This window comes from Actinomycetota bacterium (assembly GCA_014360645.1).
Taxonomy (GTDB): domain Bacteria; phylum Actinomycetota; class Geothermincolia; order Geothermincolales; family RBG-13-55-18; genus Solincola_B.
Genome location: JACIXD010000018.1, coordinates 22,435 through 42,442, shown reverse-complemented (window position 1 = coordinate 42,442; position 20,008 = coordinate 22,435). Strand labels below are relative to the sequence as shown.

Annotated in this window: 19 protein-coding genes; 6 read left to right on the top strand and 13 right to left on the bottom strand. The window is 65.3% G+C overall.

What is annotated here, in order from left to right:
* Positions 1-677: 677 nt before the first annotated feature.
* Positions 678-1,538 carry a beta-propeller fold lactonase family protein gene (locus H5T74_13805; protein MBC7231449.1) on the bottom strand — a complete coding sequence of 287 codons (861 nt, stop codon included), beginning with the start codon at positions 1,536-1,538 and terminating at the stop codon, positions 678-680.
* 605 nt (positions 1,539-2,143) lie between these two features.
* The gene (locus tag H5T74_13800) at positions 2,144-3,232 is read right to left on the bottom strand and encodes an NAD(P)-binding protein (protein ID MBC7231448.1); all 1,089 of its coding nucleotides are present in this window, start codon (positions 3,230-3,232) and stop codon (positions 2,144-2,146) included.
* A gap of 399 nt (positions 3,233-3,631) precedes the next feature.
* Between H5T74_13800 and H5T74_13795 the strand changes: the two genes are divergently transcribed.
* A complete protein-coding gene (locus H5T74_13795; protein ID MBC7231447.1) occupies positions 3,632-4,294 on the top strand; it encodes an RDD family protein in 663 nt (220 codons plus the stop codon).
* Here the strand turns inward: H5T74_13795 and H5T74_13790 are convergent.
* From H5T74_13790 to H5T74_13775, 4 genes are all read right to left on the bottom strand, one after another.
* The gene (locus H5T74_13790) at positions 4,281-5,210 is read right to left on the bottom strand and encodes an FAD-dependent oxidoreductase (GenBank protein MBC7231446.1); all 930 of its coding nucleotides are present in this window, start codon (positions 5,208-5,210) and stop codon (positions 4,281-4,283) included. The genes H5T74_13795 and H5T74_13790 overlap by 14 nt on opposite strands.
* Positions 5,211-5,278: 68 nt before the next feature.
* On the bottom strand, positions 5,279-7,132 hold the full coding sequence (locus tag H5T74_13785) for an ATP-dependent metallopeptidase FtsH/Yme1/Tma family protein (protein ID MBC7231445.1): 1,854 nt from the start codon (positions 7,130-7,132) through the stop codon (positions 5,279-5,281).
* A gap of 195 nt (positions 7,133-7,327) precedes the next feature.
* The gene (locus tag H5T74_13780; GenBank protein MBC7231444.1) at positions 7,328-8,080 is read right to left on the bottom strand and encodes a 4Fe-4S binding protein; all 753 of its coding nucleotides are present in this window, start codon (positions 8,078-8,080) and stop codon (positions 7,328-7,330) included.
* On the bottom strand, positions 8,040-8,510 hold the full coding sequence (locus tag H5T74_13775; protein ID MBC7231443.1) for an Rrf2 family transcriptional regulator: 471 nt from the start codon (positions 8,508-8,510) through the stop codon (positions 8,040-8,042). Before H5T74_13775 ends, H5T74_13780 begins: the two co-directional genes overlap by 41 nt.
* 472 nt (positions 8,511-8,982) lie before the next feature.
* On the opposite strand from H5T74_13775, the gene H5T74_13770 reads away from it, so the two are divergent.
* Entirely contained in the window at positions 8,983-9,264 is a 282-nt protein-coding gene (locus H5T74_13770; GenBank protein MBC7231442.1) for a rubrerythrin, read from the top strand.
* Between the two features lie 101 nt (positions 9,265-9,365).
* Positions 9,366-10,091, top strand: coding sequence for a peroxiredoxin (locus H5T74_13765; GenBank protein MBC7231441.1), 726 nt, complete (start codon positions 9,366-9,368; stop codon positions 10,089-10,091).
* A gap of 99 nt (positions 10,092-10,190) precedes the next feature.
* On the opposite strand, the gene H5T74_13760 is transcribed toward H5T74_13765, so the two are convergent.
* Entirely contained in the window at positions 10,191-10,568 is a 378-nt protein-coding gene (locus H5T74_13760; protein MBC7231440.1) for a desulfoferrodoxin, read from the bottom strand.
* Positions 10,569-10,626: 58 nt separating this feature from the next.
* Positions 10,627-11,130, bottom strand: a complete 504-nt coding sequence (locus tag H5T74_13755) for a rubrerythrin family protein (protein MBC7231439.1) — start codon at positions 11,128-11,130, stop codon at positions 10,627-10,629.
* A 202-nt stretch (positions 11,131-11,332) separates the two neighbouring features.
* On the opposite strand from H5T74_13755, the gene H5T74_13750 reads away from it, so the two are divergent.
* Complete coding sequence (locus H5T74_13750; GenBank protein MBC7231438.1) at positions 11,333-12,001, top strand: DUF1122 family protein; 669 nt, start codon at positions 11,333-11,335, stop codon at positions 11,999-12,001.
* Between the two features lie 49 nt (positions 12,002-12,050).
* Here the strand turns inward: H5T74_13750 and H5T74_13745 are convergent, their stop codons facing one another.
* The 3 genes from H5T74_13745 to H5T74_13735 all read right to left on the bottom strand — a co-directional run bounded on the left by H5T74_13745 (position 12,051) and on the right by H5T74_13735 (position 14,466).
* Positions 12,051-12,569: a type 1 glutamine amidotransferase gene (locus H5T74_13745; protein ID MBC7231437.1), complete on the bottom strand. Its 519-nt coding sequence runs from the start codon at positions 12,567-12,569 to the stop codon at positions 12,051-12,053.
* Between the two features lie 440 nt (positions 12,570-13,009).
* Complete coding sequence (locus tag H5T74_13740; GenBank protein ID MBC7231436.1) at positions 13,010-13,645, bottom strand: cyclase family protein; 636 nt, start codon at positions 13,643-13,645, stop codon at positions 13,010-13,012.
* A gap of 8 nt (positions 13,646-13,653) precedes the next feature.
* Entirely contained in the window at positions 13,654-14,466 is an 813-nt protein-coding gene (locus H5T74_13735; GenBank protein ID MBC7231435.1) for a 4Fe-4S binding protein, read from the bottom strand.
* A 298-nt stretch (positions 14,467-14,764) separates the two neighbouring features.
* On the opposite strand from H5T74_13735, the gene H5T74_13730 reads away from it, so the two are divergent.
* Positions 14,765-15,349 carry a GNAT family N-acetyltransferase gene (locus tag H5T74_13730; GenBank protein MBC7231434.1) on the top strand — a complete coding sequence of 195 codons (585 nt, stop codon included), beginning with the start codon at positions 14,765-14,767 and terminating at the stop codon, positions 15,347-15,349.
* A 142-nt stretch (positions 15,350-15,491) separates the two neighbouring features.
* Here H5T74_13730 and larB read toward each other — a convergent pair whose 3' ends face one another.
* Complete coding sequence (gene larB, locus H5T74_13725) at positions 15,492-16,259, bottom strand: nickel pincer cofactor biosynthesis protein LarB (protein ID MBC7231433.1); 768 nt, start codon at positions 16,257-16,259, stop codon at positions 15,492-15,494.
* A gap of 836 nt (positions 16,260-17,095) precedes the next feature.
* Between larB and H5T74_13720 the strand changes: the two genes are divergently transcribed.
* Entirely contained in the window at positions 17,096-19,516 is a 2,421-nt protein-coding gene (locus H5T74_13720; protein ID MBC7231432.1) for a hypothetical protein, read from the top strand.
* A 206-nt stretch (positions 19,517-19,722) separates the two neighbouring features.
* Here H5T74_13720 and H5T74_13715 read toward each other — a convergent pair whose 3' ends face one another.
* Complete coding sequence (locus H5T74_13715; protein ID MBC7231431.1) at positions 19,723-19,995, bottom strand: RNA-binding protein; 273 nt, start codon at positions 19,993-19,995, stop codon at positions 19,723-19,725.
* Positions 19,996-20,008: the final 13 nt, after the last annotated feature.

Genomic DNA, 20,008 nt, shown 5'->3' with positions numbered 1-20,008 from the left:
CGCTCACCTGCGTCCGGGTCTCCCGGGGTGATCCCCTGAAGCGAGTCGTTTCCTATTGCCTGGTGTACCGAGTGCCCGACTTACCGTACAAGATCGCTTGGGCTTGGTCGAGGACTTGCAAAGTTTCCCAGTCTAGTTGTACCGAGTGCCCGATTCCCCGTCCAAGATCGCCGCCACCTCGTCCATGGCCATCATCACGCTCAGCCTGACCTTGGAGCCGTCGTCGAAGGTGAGGTCCACCCATTTGCCATCTGGTCGTCGGTGAAGACGTAAGTGCCCTTCTTGTTGCCCCAGGCTTCGGTCTGGAAACTCCCGTCCGAGGCATGTTTGATCATCTTGCCCTCGGCCGACTCGTAGGTCCCCACCGCCGAGAGCCCTTCCTCGCCCTTACCCTTTTCGGAACCTCCGTTCGCCGCCTCTTTCGGCACCCCGTCGGTCCCTCCTTTTTCTCTCTCCCCAAGCCGCCGCACCCCGCGGCGGCCGCCATCAGCGAGACGATCAACGGGGCGAGCAAGGAGGCCGCCAGAAACCTCTTCACCTCCATCCCTCTTCTCATGCCTGGCTGACTTCCATCGCCGATAATCTTATCGGGACCGGCCGCGGCGCTTTAACCCGGGAATCCCTCGCCGCCGTGCGCGGATCAACGTCCGGCACCACGCATGGAGCGACCGAGTCCTTTAGCGCGCGATCTCGTATACCGTCACCTGTGGCGGCGCGTAGTTGGAGACGAAGAGCCTCTCGCCCCGGGTGTCCACGGTCATGCCGATGGGCTTAGAGGCGGGGACGGTGAAGAGCTGTTTGCGCGCCGCGATATCCACGCACCCCACGGTGTTGTCGTCGTAGTTGCACACGAAGAGGTAACCGCCGTCGGGGGTGATGACGATGGTGCGGGCCTTGTTTCCCACCTTCACCGTGGCGTAGGGAGCGCCGGCCGCACGATCCACGTAGGTTATGGTGCCGGGGAGATTGTTACTGACGTAGATGGTGTCGCCATCGGGCGATAGCACGGCGTGGCGGGGGTTCTCCCCGCAGGGTATCTGCCGCGCCACCGCATGTCCCGCCGACACGTCCACCTCCGCCAGGGTGTTCCCGCCCATGACGCAGACGTAGGCCTTGCTGCCGTCGGGGGAGAAGACCATGCCGCGCGGGGTCCCGTACATGGGGATTTCCTTGACCCGGGCCCGCGCCACGGCGTCGATCACCGTGACGTTGTTCGACTCCCAGTTGGCGACGTAGACCCACCTCCCGTCCGGGCTCACCGCGATCTCCTTGGGGATGCTGCCGGTGGCCACCTCGCCCACCATCGTCCCCGCCTCTGTGTCCACCAGCACCACCTTCGAGGAATTGTACAGGGACACCCAGGCGTAGCGACCGTCGGGGGAGAAGCCCGCCTCCACCGGCTCGTCCGGAAGGGGGACCCGCTTCAGGACCTCGTAAGTGTCGGCGTCGAAGATGAAGACCTTGTGGGCGTAGAGGTCGTTTACGAAGATGCGCTCTCCGCCCGGCATGAGCTCCACCGATTTGGGGCCCGCTTCCACATGGAGGGTCGTGAGCTGGCGCAGCCCTGTCACCCGGCCTGTGGCATGATCCGGCTCCGACGGCGGTGACGGGATCGCCTGCTCGTCTGCCGCACTCTCCGCCTCTCGGTTTCCGCCCGGATCCACGCCCACCCTTATCGCCCCGCAGCCTGCGAGAAAGCACGCCACCAAAATCAACACCAATGGGGTCAGCCCCGGACATGGGACATTTGACCGCCATCCAGACCGGCGGCGCCTCCACCTCACAATGGGGTCAGCCCCGGACATGGGACATCGTAAATCCTCTCCTGCCCTCCAGCCCACTTCGACCCCACGCATAATCCCACCTCACGCCTTCTCCGGCCCGCCTCCGCAGCCCCCACATTTCGGTTCCAGTCTACTACAACCAACGTCAATGGGGTCGGACCCGGACATGGGACACCGGAGCAACGCCAATGGGGTCGGACCCGGACATGGGACACCGGTAGCGTATCCCCACCCAGGTCCTCACTCACACCCTCAGCCAGCCCGGCACGAAGAGGAAGGCGTAGCGCAGCAGGAACCGGGCCAGCGGGGTCGGACCCGGACATGGGACACCGGTAGCGTATCCCCACCCAGGTCCTCACTCACACCCTCAGCCAGCCCGGCACGAAGAGGAAGGCGTAGCGCAGCAGGAACCGGGAATATAGCGGATAGAGAGGAAGGGCCGCCCGGTTGGCGATCATGATCCCGTAGGGATGGGTGCGCTCGATGGCGAGCCGGTTCAGGTAGCTCAACTTCCACAGCAGGTTGATCTTGCGGAACTCCCGCCGCGCCTCCTCGGGCCGGCTCAGGGCCATGGCCGCGATCCTGCCGGTGACCAGGGCCCCGTGTACCCCGAAGAGGAGGACGGGGTCCTGCGCCCCGGCCAGGGTCCCGGCCAGGATGAACCTGTCGTGGAAGAGGCGCGGGTTGTTGATGGACCCCATGGGCAGGACTCCCACATCCAGCTCGTGCCACTCCGGGAACTCGATTCCCTCGTCCCTTGCGAGGCGGGCGGGGAACCATTCCTTGGCCTCGGCGGAGAGGGGCTTCTTGCGCTGGAAGAGCAGGGCTCCGGCCACGCCGTGGATGGTGGAGAAGAAGGCGTAATCCCACGTATAGCGGTCCATGTAGAGGATGACGCTCGGCCCGGTGTAGTCTTCGGCGACCATGCCCTGCCCGAAGAGCCCCTCCACGCGCACGTAGGGGATGCCCAGCGCCGCGTAGGCGTCCTCGAAGAGCCCGCCGGCGATGATGGTCCCGGGGGGTAGGGCGTCGAAGTCCCGGCGCGTCTTTAAGGGGTGGTTGAACTCGAAGACCACCCCCTCATCCACCGCGATGCGGTAGAGGTGCATGTCCAGGGAGTCCTTGCGCGAACCCCTCTCGACCAGCACCGCCGGGACGTTCTCGGGGAAGGCCAGGTCGAAACGCTTCCCGAAGCTGTAGATGCGCGTGGAGTGGAGGGGCTCGCAGGCTGGGCCGATATCGATACCGATGTAACGCGAGAGCTTGTCCACCTCCATGGGAGTGCCGTCAGCCATGACGTAGGTGAGTTCCCCGGTGGACATGTCGCGCGCCGGGCCGCCGATGCCGTCGCGCCTCTCGAGCACCCTGACCTCGTGACCATCGCGCCGGATGTTGATGGCCGCGCACAGGCCTGCCAGTCCCGCGCCGACTACGATCCGCTCTCCCATGCTCCCCCTCCCCTTATAATGGGACCCCTCCCAGGACGAAAGAGCCACGAGCAGTGTAGGTGCCGTTCACGAACCGTGCGGCCCGAGCCTTCCCCTGCGCGGGTTTTGCCCGCACTCCCGGCTCCGGCGCGGGATCGCCATGTTCACCTCTTATATATTAACACAGCCCGGATCTCGGGCTTCAGGGGGGAGAACCGACACGGAGGTGGCTTGTTGGCCTAAGAAAAACGCGGTCGGGACCTCTGGTCCGGGTGCAGCAGGATCAACGCCGCCTGATCTTTGCATGCAAGCCGCAAACGAACCCGTCTTCATCACCGGGGCGAGCATGGAATAGCGAGCATGGGATAAAATGTATCAGGGTCTCGGTCGGGTCGATCCATGGAGAGAAAGGGCGAGAGCATGAAAAGGTGTCCGAGCTGCGGGGCGGAGAATCCCGATGACGCAGCCTTCTGTTCCGGCTGCGCCTACTCCTTCGGAACACCTCCGCCGGGAGGTCAGGCATACCCGCCTCCGGGAGGTCAGGCATACCCGCCTCCGCCGGGCGGACAGGCTTATCCACCGCCTCCGGGAGGTCAGGCATACCCGCCCGGTCATCAGTACCCGCAGCCCGGCTATCCGCGCTATGCCGGTTTCTGGATCCGCTTCGTGGCCGCCTTCATCGACGGCATCATCGTCTCCGCGGCCTTCTTGCCCCTCAACCTCATCTTCTCTGCCCTGAGCGACAGGTTTAATTTCTGGGGCTCCTGGGACTGGAGAGAAGGGGTAAGCGTGGGGCTGGTGATCCTCTTCAACCTGATCCGTATCGGGGTGGGCTGGGCTTACTACACCGTGATGACGGGCCGCTACGGCGCAACGCTGGGCAAGATGCTCCTCAAACTCAAGGTGGTGGGAGAGGACATGGGTCCGGTCTCCTACGGTACCGCCGCGCTCCGGGAGATCGTGGGAAAGTTCCTCTCGGGGCTGGTGTGCGCCCTGGGATACATATGGGCGGGTTTCGACGACCGCAAGCAGGCGTGGCACGACAAGATCGCCCACACCTTCGTGATTATCACCGGTCCCTGACGAGGCCACTTTCCACCAGCCAGGCGTAGGCGGACAGCGCCGCCTTGGCCCCTTCCCCGGCAGCGATGATGATCTGCTTCTCGATGACGTCGGTGACGTCCCCGGCGGCGAAGAGGCCGGGGACGCTGGTGCGGTTGTTGGAGTCCACCACCACCTCGTCCAGCTCGTTGAGGGCGACCTCCGGGGGCAGGAAGGAGGTGCTGGGCACGCTCCCGATCTCAATGAAAACCCCTTCTACCTCCAGGGTCCCCTCTTCCCCCTCCCCGCGATAGGTCAGGCCTTTCACGAACCTCTCGCCGGTGATCGAGCTGACCTGCGTGGAATATAGGACCTCCACCACGGGAGAGGCGAGCACCTGACGGCGCCGGATCTCGTCACCGCCCAGGGCGGGCTCGTTGGTGATTACGAAGACGCGCTCGGCGATGCCGGACAGCTGCAGTGCGGCATCGAGGGCGGAGTTCCCGCCCCCCACCACCGCCACCCTGCGGTTCCGGAACAGGGGCGCGTCGCAGGTGGAACAGTAGGCGACGCCGCGTCCGCGGTATTCCTTTTCTCCCGGCACCCCCAGCATGCGCGGCACCTTGCCCGAGGCCACGATCACCGCCCGCCCCTTGGCCTCGCCGTCCCGGTCCGTGGTCACCGCGAACCCCTCGCCTGGAGGCGCGACCGCGAGGGAGGTGACCGTGCGCCCCTCGCGCAGCTCCACGGGGAAGTTCTCCAGGTGCTCGCGGAAACGCTCCGCGAGCTCCACTCCGCTGATGAGCTGGTAACCGAGGTAGTTCTCGACCTCCCAGGACCAGGTGGCCTGGCCTCCCACGTTCTGCGATACCACCAGGGTGTCCAGCATCTTGCGGGCGCAGTACACCCCGGCCGAGAGTCCCGCCGGACCCGCCCCGATGATGATCACATCCCTCACGCGCTCCATCTCGCGCCTCCCTGCGGTCGGCACCCGGCCGGCGCGGCCTCTGTCTCATACCGGCGCGGTCAGGTGATGGCCGCTCTGCGCTCCTCTTCGCTTCCCTCGAGGAGGGCGCGGAACTCGTCCCCCTCCAGGGTCTCCTTGTCCAGGAGCACCTCCGCGATCTCCTCCAGCAGCGCCCGTCTTTCCTCCAGAAGGGCCTTCACGCGCCCGTAGTTGCGCATGATAATCCCCTTGACCTCCTGGTCGATGAGCTCGGCGGTGGCCTCGCTGTAATTGGCCTCCTTGCCGTAGGAGAACTCCCCCATGAGCAGACGGGCGCCCCGCTCCAGCCCCAGGGTCACCGGACCTATCCTCTCGCTCATGCCGTAGTCCTCCACCATCTTGCGGGCCAGGATGGTGGCTTTTTCCAGGTCGTTCTGGGCCCCGGTGGAGATCTCGCCGAAGATGATCTCCTCGGCGATCCTGCCCCCCAGGAGCACCGCGAGGCGGTCCTCGAGCTCGGGCTTGGTCATGATGTAGCGGTCCTCCTCGGGGAGCTGCATGGTCATCCCCAGGGCGCCGATACCGCGGGGGATGACGGTGATGCGGTGCACGGGATCGGCGTGCTCCAGTAGAGAGGCCGCCAGCGCATGGCCCACCTCGTGGAAGGCCACCACCCTCCTCTCCCTCTCGCTCATCACCCTGCTCTTGAGCTCCAGGCCCCCCACCACGCGGTCGATGGCCTGCTCAAAATCCTCCTCCTCCACCTGTTCCTTGTTCTTGCGCGCCGCCAGCAGGGCGGCCTCGTTGACCACGTTGGCCAGCTCCGCGCCCGCGAAGCCGGGGGTGCGGGCCGCGATCCTGTGCAGGTCCACGTCGTCGGCGAGCTTCACCTTGCGCACGTGTACCTTGAGGATCTCCTCCCGCCCCCTGATATCCGGGCGGTCGATCATTATTTGGCGGTCGAAACGCCCCGGCCTTAGGATGGCGCTGTCCAGCACCTCGGGGCGGTTGGTGGCGGCGAGGATGATCACTCCCGTCTGGGGGTCGAAGCCGTCCATCTCCGAGAGGAGCTGGTTCAGGGTCTGCTCCCGCTCCTCGGTGCCTCCGCTGGCGATGATGCCGCCGCGCACCTTGCCGATGGTCTCGATCTCGTCGATGAACACGATACAGGGCGCCTTGGCCTTGGCCTGCTCGAAGAGGTCGCGCACCCGCGCCGCCCCCACCCCCACGAACATCTCCATGAACTGCGAGCCGCTGATGGAGAAGAAGGGCACGCCGGCCTCTCCCGCCACGGCGCGCGCCATGAGGGTCTTGCCGGTGCCCGGAGGTCCCACCAGGAGCACGCCCTTGGGGATCCTCGCCCCGATTCTGCGGTATTTCTGGGGGTTGCGCAGGAAATCGATGATCTCGCGCAGCTCCTGTTTGGCCTCGTCCAGGCCCGCCACGTCGTCGAAGGTGACCCGGTCCACACTGCTGTCGTAGAGCTTAACCTTGGACTGCCCGAAGGATATGGGGCTGGCGCCCCCGATGCGCCGCGAGAGGCGGCGGAAGACGAAGAACCAGATGAAGGCGATGAGGCCTATGGGAAGGATCCAGGTGAAGAGGAAGTCGCGCCAGAAGGTGTTCTCGATCCTGCCGGAAAAGGAGACCCCCTTGTCCTCCATGGTCTTTATGAGGTCCTGGATGTCGGCGTCGGGTATGCGCCCCGCGGTGAAATCACGCTCGCCCTCCTCGGTGCGGTACTTGCCCTCGATGCGGGTGTCGGTGATCACCACCCTGGTCACCTCTCCCGCATTGAGGCGGGAGAGGAACTCGCTGTAGTCGATCTCCCGGGGATGGAAGGGATTGGCGTACTGTATGCTGAGGATGATGGCCAGCGCGATGGCCCCGTAGACCGCGTACAGCCAGAACTTCTTTTTCTTTCCTTCATCCATAGGGTAATTATACCCGCATGGGCCTCGCGGTATCTTCGAGGCGCCGCCGGCTCAGTCTCCGCCGCGATCTTCCTTTCGGAAGCCGTCACACCCTTCCGGATGATCTGCTTCCCCGGCCGGCTTCTCCCCCTACGCCGCTCTTTGTCAAAATTCTCCAGTCACACCCTTCCGGATGATCTGCTTCCCCGGCCGGGACTAAGATCCCACCAATATCTCACCCCGGATACTCAGGGTCACGGTGCGTAGGGGTATGTCCCGCCGGGAGTCCGCAACCGCCTGCCGCGCGAGGTGCGCGAGGCCGGAGCAGCAGGGCACCTCCATGATGAGCACGGTAAGGCTGCGGATCTCGTTCTCTCGCAGGATGGTGGCGAGCTTCTCGCGGTAGAAGGCGGCGTCGTCCAGTTTCGGGCATCCCACCAGGAGCACCTTCCCCGCCAGGAAGGAACGGTGAAGATCCGGGCACGCGAACCCGGTGCAGTCCGCCGCCAGCAGGAGGTCGGCGCCGTTGAGATAAGGGGCGTTGACGGGGACCAGCCTCAGCTGCACCGGCCAGTTGCGCAGGCGGGAGACGGCTGGGATCTCGTCCCCCGCGGGCAGTGCCGATTCCTCGACCTCCAGTTCTCTGGTCATGGATCCGGGGCACCCGCAGGGGAGGTGGCCCGCTTCATCGCTCTGCGCCTTGACGCCGCTACCCCCCTCCTTTTCCGGACCGCCCGCCAGGTGTCGGGCCACCGCTTCCTCGTCGAAGTGGTCCGCCTCGCGCTCCACGATGGTGATGGCGTCGCGCGGGCACTCCCCGATGCAAGCCCCGAGGCCGTCGCAGTAGCTCTCGCTCACCAGCCTTGCCTTGCCGTCGATGATGCTGATGGCGCCCTCCGCGCACGCCTCGGCGCAGAGACCGCAACCATCACACTTTTCCTCGTCGATCTCCACGATCTTTCTTTTCATTTTCATTGCTGACGCCTCTTTTCGGTCTCCCGCCGATGTCCTCCAGGGTCATGACCTCAAGGTATCTTCCGAACTCGCCGCTGGTCCTCTCCAGGAGGCCTCCGAAGACACACCTTCCGCCTCCGCAGACGGGCAAGGGGGCGAGGCACCTCACGGGGCGGAAGGGGCCCTCCACGCATTCGTATATCTGCATGAGGGTGATCTCCCGGGCCGGCCTGCCTAAGGAGAAGCCCCCTCCCGGCCCCCTCGTCGAGACCAGTATCCCGGCCCTGACCATGCGCTGCAGCACCTTGGAGAGATGGTTTTCAGAGGCGCCCAGAGCCGTGGCCATATCCCTCGCCGTCTCCCTTTTGCCGTCCGATGCGGCGACCAGGACGGCTGCGTGGAGGGCGAGGGAAAAGGCCTCGGAGATGTTCAGGACCCCGCGCACCGCGTCCTCCGCTCCTTTATATATAATATTCTAGTACCTTAATACTATAAATAAGAAAGTATCGCAAGCGCTCATATCGGTCTTCCCCGTGCCGCCCGGGCCCGGATCGATGGAGACAGCCAAGGGTGACGGCTCTCTCCGCTACCCGGCTCCATCCCCGTAGGCGCGGGGGTGATGGCGGTCACCCGGCAGACCGCGGCAGGCATGCCGGAAGGACCCTCGCGGCCCAATTTCAGGCACCCCGATGGTACAGGGCGGAGGTGAAGGCCCTTATGGGAGGAAAGGCCTGTATGAGATATATGAGAGGAAATGGGCATAAGTATATAAATCTTTGCACCAACCCGTTAAAGTCCCCGACGGGGTGGGAACAATTATCACAAGGCATGGGGATTGCCCCCTGCCGCGCAAGGGAGGAGCAGGGGCGCCCCGACGCGACACGGGAGGGGCGCGCGAACCCATCAGGAGGTGAGAGATGCTTTCCGAGATCCCCAAGGACCTGTCCAGGATGAGCCGGAAGGAGCTGGACCGGGAGATATGCCGCGTTGGCATGATCGCCGAGCTGGACGCGGTCAACCTCTACGAGCAGCTCGCGGCCATGACCGACAACAAGCTCATCAAGGACGTGCTCCTGGACATCGCCCGGGAAGAGAAGACCCACATGGGCGAGTTCCAGGCCCTCCTGCTCATGGAGGACGAGGAGCAGGTCAAGGAGCTGGAGGAAGGGAAGGAAGAGGTCGAGGAGCTCAAGGGCTAGGGCAGCGGCTCTTCCGGTGTCTTCTCCGCCAAGGGCGCTACATGGCGTGAACACGCAAGACGGGAGGGCGTGACCCCCGCGAGCGGCGAGGAGGTGATGTTATGGCAGCGGCGAAGGCGGAACCGAAAGACAGATGCGTGGAACCGGCCAAGGGCATAATCTCACAGCCTGGGGCTGCCGCGGCAAAGGAGAGCGGATCGGCGGTGCCACAGGGAGGTGGAGATGTGATCGCTCAAGTCGGAAAGCCCGCGCCCGATTTCGAGGCCAGCGCATTCGTTAAGGGCGGCTTCAGGAACGTGAAGCTGTCGGATTACAAGGGCAAGTGGGTGTTGCTCTGTTTCTACCCCGGAGACTTCACCTTCGTATGACCGACCGAGCTGTCGGCGGTCGCCGTCAAGTACAACGAGCTGAAGAAGCTGGGCGTGGAGGTCCTCTCCATGAGCGTGGACAGCAGGTTCACCCACAAGATATGGCAGGAGGAGGAACTCTCCAAGATGGTGAAAGGAGGCGTGCCCTTCCCCATGCTCAGCGACGCCGGCGGGCGCATCGGGCGGGCCTACGGCGTGTATGACGAGGACGCGGGCGTGAACATCCGGGGCCGCTTCCTCATCGACCCGGACGGGATAATCCAGGCCATGGAGGTGATGACCCCTCCGGTGGGGCGCAACGTGAGCGAGCTGATCAGGCAGGTCAAGGCCTACCAGCACACCGCGAAGACCGGCGAGGTCATGCCCTCGGGCTGGCAGCCCGGCAAGCCCACCCTCAAGCCCGGGCCGGATCTGGCCGGCAAGGTTTGGAAGGTATGGAAACCGGAGAACGCGTTCTGAGCTTTGCGGCACGGCAAAGGGCGCCCGCGCGGGCGCCCTTTTCTGCCTATCCTCCTCGCCCGCATGTCCGCCACTTCCCGGGCAGGGCGATCTCGGCCCCTAGCTCGACTTCCACAGCCCGTGGAGGTTGCAGTACTCGCGGGCGGTGATCCCCTCCTTGGGAGGCGTGAATTTCCCCTCCGGCGCCATTCCCGGCTTCAGGAAGATGCGAGAGCACCTGTCCCCCACGATTATCTGCACCCATTCGATGTAGTGGTCGTCCTGCATGGGATGGGCGACCTCGCCCACCTTCACCAGCACCCCGTCCTCTAGCACCTCGACCACCGGGACGTGCTTTTCCACCGCGGCGTCAACGGTGTTTTCCACCTGCAGCACCATCTCCTCGCCGCAGCAGACCAGGGTGCCCTTGCCTCCGTGGAGGACCTCCACGATGTTGCCGCATATCTCGCACTTGTAGATCTCCATCCTCTCCGCCATGTCCATACCTCCTTTATCGTTCCTTCGCGGCGGACGCCCGCCGTCTTCGTTCAGCCGATCAGAACTGCACGAACTTGTCCTTCGAGGCCCCGCATATGGGGCACTTGTCCGGGGCGTTTCCCTCGCGGGTGTGCCCGCACACGCTGCAGATCTGGATGGTCCCCACCTTCACGTCCTCGCCTTTGTCCACCGCCTCCTTGGCCGCTTTGTACCAGTCGGCGTGGATCTTCTCCGCCTCCAGGGCATAGTAGGTGCTGCGCACTGCGCCGTCCTCGTCCTGCAACTTGGCCACGGCGTTATAGGCGGGGTACATCTCGTTGATCTCGAAGGTCTCGCCGTTGATGCATGCTTGTATGTTGTCTGAGGTGGACTTCAGGCCTCCCAGCACCTCCAGGTGGTTGCCGGCGTGCACGCGCTCGGCGTAGGCGATGGCGCGGAACATCCTGGCCATCTCCGTGAGCCCCTCCGCCTCCGCCTTGTCCGCGAAGTGCTGGTACTTCATGTGCGCCATGCTCTCCCCGGCGAAGGCTTCGTTTAGGAACTTCTCCGTCATCTCACGCATCTTTCCGAACCTCCTTTCCCTTACCTTCTCTTGCTCTTGCGCTGTTATCTTTCCCCTCCGTGCCGGGCGAATAACCCCTTTTCCCTGCGCCCCGCACTCACCCGTTCCGGGTTGCGGGTAAGGGGAGGTGACAGCACGGCCTTGCGGGGAACAATATGGACCGGAGACGTTTGCGTGTTTTGGCAGGAGGTATGTAAAGGTGATGGAAAGCCCCGCGGAGGTCCTGATGCGAGCCCTGGAGGGGAGGCGCCTCGGCGGGTACTCGCTGTTGCCCCGAGACCTCAAGCCCGGGAGGACGGGCAGGGAGACCTATTTCCACCTCTTCCTGTTGAGGGACGGCGGGATTTCGTCAAATCCCGTGGTGGAGGGGCTCTTTTTCGCCGGCAGGGGCGATTATATAAGGCCCTGGCTGGAATTCCGATACCGGCCGGATGTGGCTTTTTCGGGGGGCGCGCACGCCGACTTGGAGGGGGAGGGCCTGACCGCCGCGCTCTTCTCCGTCCTGGGAGAGCTGATCCCGCCCGGAGGGTCCATGATGGCCATCTACGGAGCCGAGGAGCACCCCCTTTTCCGGGAGACGGAGAGGGGCCTCAAGCGGGGATTTCCTCCCCCGGCCACACCCCTGGGGCGTTATCTATGGAATGCCGGGCTGCGCTGGTTCAAGGACTGGTACTTCCCCGAGGGGTGGCTGGAGGGCAACATGAAGCTCCAGGCCACGCGCCCCCTGGACGATGCCATACGCGCGGAGAGAGAGCGAGGGATCCGGGAGGAGCTGCGGGCTTTCATCGCGGTCATGGAGGGAAGGACGCTGGAAACTTGGGAGGAGGACGCGCTGTCGCGGGCGCGTGAGGTCCTTTCCGGCCTGGTCTGACCGGAGAGGCCCCTGTCTCCAGGGTTCCGGGCCGACCCGCGGCAAGGGCCTATCTCAGCAGCGCCTCTTTCAAGGCGGCGTTGAAGGCTGGCAGGTCGTCCGGCACCCGGGAGGTTATGATGTTGTGGTCGATGACCACCTCGCGGTCCACGAAGACGGCTCCGGCCTCCTCCATCTCCTCCTTGATCTTGGGGTACCCGGTCATGGTAAGGCCTTTCACCAACCCGGCTGAGGCAAGGAGCTGCCCTCCGTGGCAGATGGCTGCCAGGGGTTTCCCGGTGGCCGCGAAGGCGGCCACGAACTCCCGCGCCTCCTCGAATTTTCGCAGGTAGGCGGGAGCCCTCCCCCCGGGCACCACCATGGCGTCGAAAGCGGCAGGGTCCAGTTCGCGGAAGGTTTTTACCACCTCGATGACCGTGCCGTGGATGCCCTTGACCTCCCCGGTCTCCGGCCCAACCGTTGTCACCTCGGCGCCCTCATCCCGTAGGAAGGCGATGGGGACCGTGGCTTCCTGGTCCTGGAAGCCCCTGCCGATGATCACCGCGACCCGCTTTCCCTCGAGATCCATGACGCTACCTCCCCGGTCCGCACATGCGCGGAGGTCCCGCGCTCTCCGGCGTCGACGCGACTATTATTCCCCCGCGGGGGAGGAAGTGCGCGCCGGATGGGAGAAGCGGGCGCGGCACACATCGGAGGATATCTGCTTCGGGGAGAGAAGAATGAATAAGCCGTGTGGCACGGGATCAAGAGAGAGGATGGGGAGGCGACGGGGCGGCGCGCCGGCTCGAGTCGCCGATCAGGAGGCCGATCCCGGTGCGCGGCACGGGCGGACATGCCGGGTCGGAGCGCCCGCGAACGGAGGCCGCAAGCGGGTCCGGGAGGGAAAGCCCCGAGCGGCGGTAAGGCGGGTAATCACGTGATCGACAACTCCAGGAAAGATTCCGAAGATGCGAGGACCGGGAGACAAGATGACGGCAGGGGGAAGAGACCCAGGCTCCTTCTCGCCCTCTATGAATGCAGGGACCTGAGTATCGCGCGCGCCGGCGCGCCGTCCCCCCTGGCGACCCTGAGCGGCAGGCAGACCAGCTCGTAAACGCCTGGCGCCACCCCCGAGAGTACCAGCCCTTCCAATATCACCACCCCCGCGCCCAGGAGCACACGGTGCACCTCCGCCGCCTCCTTGCCCGGCGGGGCTATGGAAAGATAATCGATACCCGCCAGAAGCGTCCTCCTCTCGGCCAGGAAAAGGGCGGCCTCCAGGGTGAGGGAGGCATAATCCTCCCGGAACGGCTCCCGTTCCCAGGCTCGCGTGGAGTTGTCGGTCTTGAGCAGGATACGCTCGCTCTCCTCGATGCGGTGGGCTTCCAGCTCCGCGCGGCCGATGGCACGGGTACCCATTATCTCCAGCACGCGCGCGGGCCCCACCAGGTTCCGCAGGGCGATATCGTCCACCCCCGCCCCGCGGGGCAGGAAGTGCAGAGGGGCATCCACGTGGGTACCGGCGTGCAGTCCCAGGGAAGCGCGGGAGAGATTGTATGGGTCGCCTCGCTCCAGGTCCTGCGTCCTCTCGATCGCCACCTCCTCGTCTCCGGGCCAGTGCGGCATGCCGCTGTAGATGGCGGCGGTCACATCTATCCAGTCCATGGCACCCCTCAGGTCACGTCCACCAGGGAGGAGATGCGGGCCACGAGGCTCTCCATGAATGCGGGATCCTCGATGGCGAGCTCGATGGCCCCCCGGGGACATACCTCCACGCAGTGCCCGCAGCCGCGGCACTCCTCGCCTATCTCCGCTCGCTTGCCCGCCAGCCGGATGGCCCCGGCTATACACACGTCCTCGGCGCACTTGCCGCATCCCGCGCACCTGTCGGTCACCGTGACCCTTACCCCCGGCATGCGGTGGACCTTGTCGCTGATGCGGTGAGAAAGTACTGGCAGCATTTTCCATAAGCAGCAGCAGGGGCAGCAGAAGCAGACCGTCAACAGCTTGGTGCCGGGGCGGACGTTGAGCCACATGGTGTCGAGCTTGTTCCTCCCGATGAGCTGGAAGAGCCCCGCCTCGCGGCACCTGCGCACGTGCTCCCGGGCCTCCTCGCGGGTGACGCGGCGTCCCAGCCTGGGATTGATGTCCATGGCGGCCTCGCCCATGAACAGGCAGCCCAGTTCGACGGGATAGTCCCTGCACCCCGTAGCCTCGCGGCAGATGCAGGTGTTCATGATCCAGAGGTAGTTGGCCTTTTCGATGAAGGCCTCGATGACCCGCGAGGGGAGCACCACTCCCTCCGCCTCCACCTGCTCGTTCACGGCGATGGCCCGGTCCTTTGGTAGGTAGACGATGTCGTCGCGGTCGAAGAGGAGGTGATCGATGCCCCTGCCGATGAGGGGCAGCCTGGTGAGCCTGGCCATGATGAAACGCTGCGGGAAGCTCTTCCTCACTAGTTTCACGAACCATAACGGGCTGGACATGGGCACCCTCCAGTCTGCTCCGACGCCGTTCCCCCGGGGCCGGCGGGTTTGAACGTGACTTCAACATATCATGCCATGCCGTCACAGGCATGAAAATGACGTCAGGCCGCGATCGGTTTGGCGGGCGGTGCAACTGCCTCCGCGGTGGCGGGAACGGACGGTGCGGTTGGGGGAAGGGAGAAAGAGGTAGGGCAGGACGGCCTTCCCGTGCCGTTCCCGCGTAAGCGCCGTGCATGAACGGCGAGCAAGGGTTTGATGTAGAATGGGCAGAGTAGTGGATCGTCTGGTGGGTGATGAGATGGACGGGGAGAGATTACGCGCGGAGGAACTCGAGTACCACCCCCTCACTCCCGAGCGGTGGGACGACTTCGAGGAGCTCTTCGGCGAGCACGGGGCTTACAACGGATGCTGGTGTATGTGGTGGAGGATCAGCCGCGCTCGCTTCCAAAAGCAGGTAGGAGAGGGGAACCGCCTGGCCATGAAAGCCATCGTCGATTCCGGCGAGGTGCCGGGTATACTCGCCTACCACCGCGGCAGGGCGGTGGGGTGGTGCTCGGTGGCGCCGCGCGAGAGATTCGCGTCCCTGGAAAGATCACCCAGATTGAAGCGCGTGGACGAGAGGCCAGTCTGGTCGGTGGTATGTTTCTACATGGCCAAGGATTACCGCCGCCGAGGCCTCATGCGCCACCTGCTCGAGGCGGCGGTGGCATACGCGCGCGAGATGGGAGCGGAAGTGGTGGAGGGCTATCCCGTGGACGTTCCGGAAAGGCTCTCGGGCTCGTCGGGCTTCATGGGGCTCAAGCCAGTCTTCCTGGCCGCGGGTTTCAGAGAGGTTTCGAGGTCTGGAGAGCACCAGACCATCATGCGCTTTTATCTTACCTGAATCGGCAAGAGCTCAGAGCGGTTGTGCCCGGGGTGAGCGGCTTTTCGGGGAGCGAGAAAGCTCCTGCCGGTCCGTCCTTTTCAGTAGGGTTCCTTCCCCGTCGCCGCCGCGAGGGTCGCCCCGGGCGGCGCCTTACCGGAGGTCAGCTGCGGCTTCCCCTCACGGCGGCCTGGTTGATGAGGTTGGCAAGGTAGCCGGCGCCGAAGCCATTGTCGATGTTCACCACCGCCACCCCCATGGCGCAGGAGTTGAGCATGCCGAGCAGGGCGGCCAGCCCCCCCATGCTGGCTCCGTACCCCACCGAGGTGGGCACCGCGATCACGGGGTAGTCCACCATCCCCCCCACGATGCTGGGCAGGGCACCCTCCATGCCCGCCACCACCACGGCCACGTTGGCCCCCGCGAAGACCTCGGCGCGCGACAGCACGCGGTGCATGCCCGCCACGCCCACGTCGTACAGCTTCTCCACGCGGTTCCCGGTGAGCTCCGCCACCACGCTCGCCTCCTCGGCCACGGGGATGTCCGCCGTGCCGCCCGTGGCCACCACGATCTTTCCCACCCGCTCCCTTTCCTCCCTGCGGATGAGCACATAGCGGGCCTGGCGGTGGTATTCTGCCCGGGGGCAGGAACGCAGCACCTCCTCGTAGACCTCCTCCGAGGCGCGCGTCAGCAGGATGTTTCCCTGGTTCTTCTCCAGCAGGGCCTCCACGATGGGGCGGATGGTGTCCAGGGGCTTTCCCTCGCAGTAGACCACCTCGGGAAGCCCCTTGCGCAGCTCGCGGTGGTGGTCCAGCACCGCGAACCCCAGGTCGGTAACCGGCTCCATGGCGATGCGCGAGACCGCCTCCTCCACAGCCAACTCGCCGCGCCGCACCCTCTCCAGTATCTCCGTGAGCTCTTCCTTGCGCATTTCATCATCCCCCACGACGAAGATCCTGCGCCGCCTCGGCCGATGCGCTTGGTACGGACCGGCCTCATGCTCTATATGGTAACCCCCGGGAGGGGTTTGCGGGCAACTTCCGCGGCCCGATAAGCGGTCATGGCGCGGTTTGCCGGAGACCGGAGACCATTTCCCTGTCCACCCGCTACGCCGCCCCGGCTCGGTTTCAATCCCCCCAAACCCGTATGCGCCCCCCACGTACCCGTTGCCCGCCCGCGCCGCCGCGTTGAGGTTCCTGCCTGCGTCCCTGGGTGCCCGCCATCCGCCTGTCGGCCCGTATCCCGTGCCGGTTCCGATCTTTCACGGGGGGCGGCAGGGGATTTCCCTCTCCGGTCTCGACGCCGGGGAGGCCGGGTGCTCGCAGAAGGCTCAAGGAAGGCTCGCAGAAGGCTCATAAAAGGCTAATGGAAAAACCGTGGGCGGAGGCTCATGGAGACGCGCCCGTATCTGAAGGTGCAGGGGAAGCGGGGCTGGAATACTTAAACCAGGAGCGAGTGCCGCCGGTGGAAGAGGAGGGAGATGGTCGTAAAGATGGCGAAACGGCACGCGCGGAGGGGTGCACCCGCAAAAGGGCTCCTCTGCGGGAGGATATCCGCGATCGCGTCCGGGAGAGAAGGAGCGGAATGGCCATGAGTGCCCTTAGGGGGGTGAATCCCGGAAAGGCAGGCCCGAGGGGTGGCGTGTATCGCCGGGGAAGTGTGTCCGGAGCGGCCATCGTAATCATGGGAGCGCTACTTCTCGCCTCCTTCAGGTGCCCGCCCTCGCCCGGCATCTCTCTCTCCGCCCCTCCTTGTTCACGGGAGCGCATGGCGGGTCCTGCAGGTCCCGGGGCGTATGCGGGAGGGACCCACTCCGCGAGTTCCTCTTCCTGGGAGCGCAAGGCTGCCTCCGGCTTCGGGGTGCCGGGCAACTCGGAGATCCACGCCCTGGCATCCTTCCGAGGCCGCCTCTATGGCGGCACCTATAACCCTTCGGGCTGCCAGGTATGGTCATGGGACGGCCTCTCCTGGACTCAGGAGGTGGGAGGTGGGTCATCGGGCACGCCCACCGCGCCCGGCTTCGGGGACCCCCGGAACAACAACGTATCGAGCATGGCCGTCTTCTCCTCGCGTCTTTACCTGGGAGTGAGAAACCCGGATACCGGATGCCGCATCTGGTCTTGGGACGGAAGGTCTTGGACCCAGGAGGTGGGAGGCGGGCCCCCGGGCACGCCCACCGCGCCCGGCTTCGGGGATCCCGGCAACACCGACGTGCCGAGCCTGGCCGTCTTCTCGGGGCGGCTGTACGCCGGCACCTTCAACGCCGGGGGCTGCCAGGTCTGGAGCTGGGACGGCAGGGAGTGGAAGCGGGTCGCGGAGGGTGGGTTCGGTGATGCGGGCAACCAGGGCGCCTCCGCCATGGCGGTCTATTTCGGCAGCCTCTACGCGGGGACATACAACAACGATTACACCTCGGGATGTCAGGTGTGGTCTTTCGACGGGACTCGCTGGACCCAGGAGGTGGGAGGCGGGCCCTCGGGCACGCCCACGGCGCCCGGCTTCGGGGACCCGGATAACCGCCGGGCGGCCTCCATGGCCGTCTACAACGCGGGCCTGTACGTGGGCACCTACGATTCCTCCGGGGGGAGCGGGTGCCAGGTGTGGTCCTTCGACGGGGCCAACTGGACCAGGGTGGGAGGGGACGGATTCGGAGACCGGGCGAACCTCTCCGCCGTCTCCCTGGCCGCCGGCGCCGTGGACCTCTTCGCTGGCACCTACAACGAGGAGTCGGGGTGCGAGGTGTGGCGCTACGACGGCTCATCCTGGCATCTCGAGGGCGACGGCGGCTTTGGGGACGCAGGGAACATCTCGGCGCAGGCTTTGCTGGTAGAGGGGGGCGAGCTCACGGCCGCGGCGAGCAATCTCCAGGGCGCCCAGGTGTGGCGGGCGCGTGTCTCGCATGTCCTTTACTTCGCGGAGGGGTATACCGGTGAGGGCTTCCGCGAGTTCCTCTGTCTGGGAAACCCCGGCCCCCGGACGGCGCGAGCCGCCCTCACCTATCTCTTCCCCGACGGTTCCAGCCTCACCAGGCTGCTGCCGGTGCCGCCGGAGTCCCGCGTCACCCTTTTCGTCAACGCCGATGTGGGAACGGACCGCGAGGTCTCCGCGGTGCTCGAGTCGGACCGGTTTCTGGTGGGGGAACGGCCCATGTATTTCAGTTACGGGGGCGGTCGCGCGGGGGGGCATGACGCCGCGGGGGTCCCCTCGCCCTCCACGGTGTGGTATTTCGCGGAGGGATACACGGGGAGCGGATTCGAGGAGTGGATATGCGTCCTCAACCCCTGCGACTGCGAGGCCGGCCTGACCTTCCGTTTCCAGACCCAGGAGGAGGGCGAGGTGGTGAAGGACGGCTTCTCCGTGCCCCCTCGCTCGCGGCGCAGCTTCAAGGCCAACGACATCCTGGGAAGCGGTTACCAGGCCTCCCTGAAGCTCTCCTCGGACCTCCCCGTGGTGGCGGAGCGCTCGGTGTATTTCGATTACGCCGGCACCGCGGGCCACGGGTGGAAGGGCGGGCACTGCGTGCCGGGGGCCACGCGGCTGGCGCAGTTGTATTATTTCGCCGAGGGCACCACGCGGGAGGGCTTCGAGGAATGGCTGACCCTCCAGAACCCCAACCCCCGCATCATCACCGTATATGCGTCCTTCCGCTTCGGGGAGGGCCAGGGCGACCCCGTAGAGAGATCCTACGTGGTGCAGCCGGGCAAACGCCTCACCGTTTTCGTGCCGGGAGAGGTGGGACGGGAAAAGGACGTGAGCGTGGTACTGGTCTCCACCTCCTTCTTCCTCGCCGAGCGTCCCATGTACTTCCGCTACCGCGGCTTCGGCGCCGACTGGGACGGCGGCGATTGCGTGATGGGCGCCACCGCAGCTGGAAGAGAATGGTTTTTCGCGGAAGGGTACACCGGGGAGTCGTTCCACACCTGGCTGTGCATCTATAATCCGGGCGTGGATGAGGCCCTGGTGCTCATCCGTTACTTCACGGAAGAGGAGGGTCCGCTGGAGGATAGGACCCTGCGCCTTCCGGCGGGCACCAGGCAGACGTTATTCGTCAACGAGCACGCCGGGGAAGGCTACCAGCTCTCGGCCCGCGTGGTGTCCGACCGGCCCATCCTCGCCGAGCGCCCCATATACTTCGACTGCGGCGGCGGGGTGAGCGGAGGGCACGTGGTGGCGGGGTTCGCGCCCTAGAGGGGCGCCCAAGGGCTGACCGCGAAGCGTGATACGTGCATGGCCTTTCCTGATGGCGCGAGCAACGTAAACCGCGGGCGCCTGCCTGGATATGCTTAGGCTTGCGGCCCGTGCATGAAGCCGCTTCCGATCCTTTGCTCAGGATTGAGCGGGAGAAGGCACGGAGCCTGCGGGGCCGGAACCCCTATTCGGTTGCGGAACTGATCCTACCAGCTCTCGTAGTTAGACCTGCGCTCCGGCTTGGGGCGTGCTTCGTTCACCCTAAGCTGGCGGCCCTCGAACTCCCGGTTGTCCAATTCCGCTATCGCGGCCTTGGCCTCGTCATCGTTGGGCATCTCCACGAAACCGAAACCGCGGGAACGTCCGGTGTTGCGGTCCATGATGATGCTCACCGTGTCGACGGTACCGTACGACTCGAAGAGGCTCCTCAGGGATTCCTCCGTCGAACCGTAGCTCAGGTTGCCTACGTAGATGTTCATCGTGCGACCTTCA

What these genes read in the sequence shown, in the direction of transcription:
- H5T74_13770 (MBC7231442.1), top strand. Translation starts at nt 8,983, where the DNA reads ATGCTTTCCGAGATCCCCAAGGACCTGTCCAGGATGAGCCGGAAGGAG.
- H5T74_13795 (MBC7231447.1), top strand. Translation starts at nt 3,632, where the DNA reads ATGAAAAGGTGTCCGAGCTGCGGGGCGGAGAATCCCGATGACGCAGCC.
- H5T74_13800 (MBC7231448.1), bottom strand. Translation starts at nt 3,232, where the DNA reads ATGGGAGAGCGGATCGTAGTCGGCGCGGGACTGGCAGGCCTGTGCGCG.
- H5T74_13740 (MBC7231436.1), bottom strand. Translation starts at nt 13,645, where the DNA reads ATGGACTGGATAGATGTGACCGCCGCCATCTACAGCGGCATGCCGCAC.
- H5T74_13750 (MBC7231438.1), top strand. Translation starts at nt 11,333, where the DNA reads ATGGAAAGCCCCGCGGAGGTCCTGATGCGAGCCCTGGAGGGGAGGCGC.
- H5T74_13755 (MBC7231439.1), bottom strand. Translation starts at nt 11,130, where the DNA reads ATGCGTGAGATGACGGAGAAGTTCCTAAACGAAGCCTTCGCCGGGGAG.
- H5T74_13785 (MBC7231445.1), bottom strand. Translation starts at nt 7,132, where the DNA reads ATGGATGAAGGAAAGAAAAAGAAGTTCTGGCTGTACGCGGTCTACGGG.
- H5T74_13760 (MBC7231440.1), bottom strand. Translation starts at nt 10,568, where the DNA reads ATGGCGGAGAGGATGGAGATCTACAAGTGCGAGATATGCGGCAACATC.
- H5T74_13780 (MBC7231444.1), bottom strand. Translation starts at nt 8,080, where the DNA reads ATGAAAAGAAAGATCGTGGAGATCGACGAGGAAAAGTGTGATGGTTGC.
- H5T74_13730 (MBC7231434.1), top strand. Translation starts at nt 14,765, where the DNA reads ATGGACGGGGAGAGATTACGCGCGGAGGAACTCGAGTACCACCCCCTC.
- H5T74_13745 (MBC7231437.1), bottom strand. Translation starts at nt 12,569, where the DNA reads ATGGATCTCGAGGGAAAGCGGGTCGCGGTGATCATCGGCAGGGGCTTC.
- H5T74_13715 (MBC7231431.1), bottom strand. Translation starts at nt 19,995, where the DNA reads ATGAACATCTACGTAGGCAACCTGAGCTACGGTTCGACGGAGGAATCC.
- H5T74_13735 (MBC7231435.1), bottom strand. Translation starts at nt 14,466, where the DNA reads ATGTCCAGCCCGTTATGGTTCGTGAAACTAGTGAGGAAGAGCTTCCCG.
- larB (MBC7231433.1), bottom strand. Translation starts at nt 16,259, where the DNA reads ATGCGCAAGGAAGAGCTCACGGAGATACTGGAGAGGGTGCGGCGCGGC.
- H5T74_13720 (MBC7231432.1), top strand. Translation starts at nt 17,096, where the DNA reads ATGGCGGGTCCTGCAGGTCCCGGGGCGTATGCGGGAGGGACCCACTCC.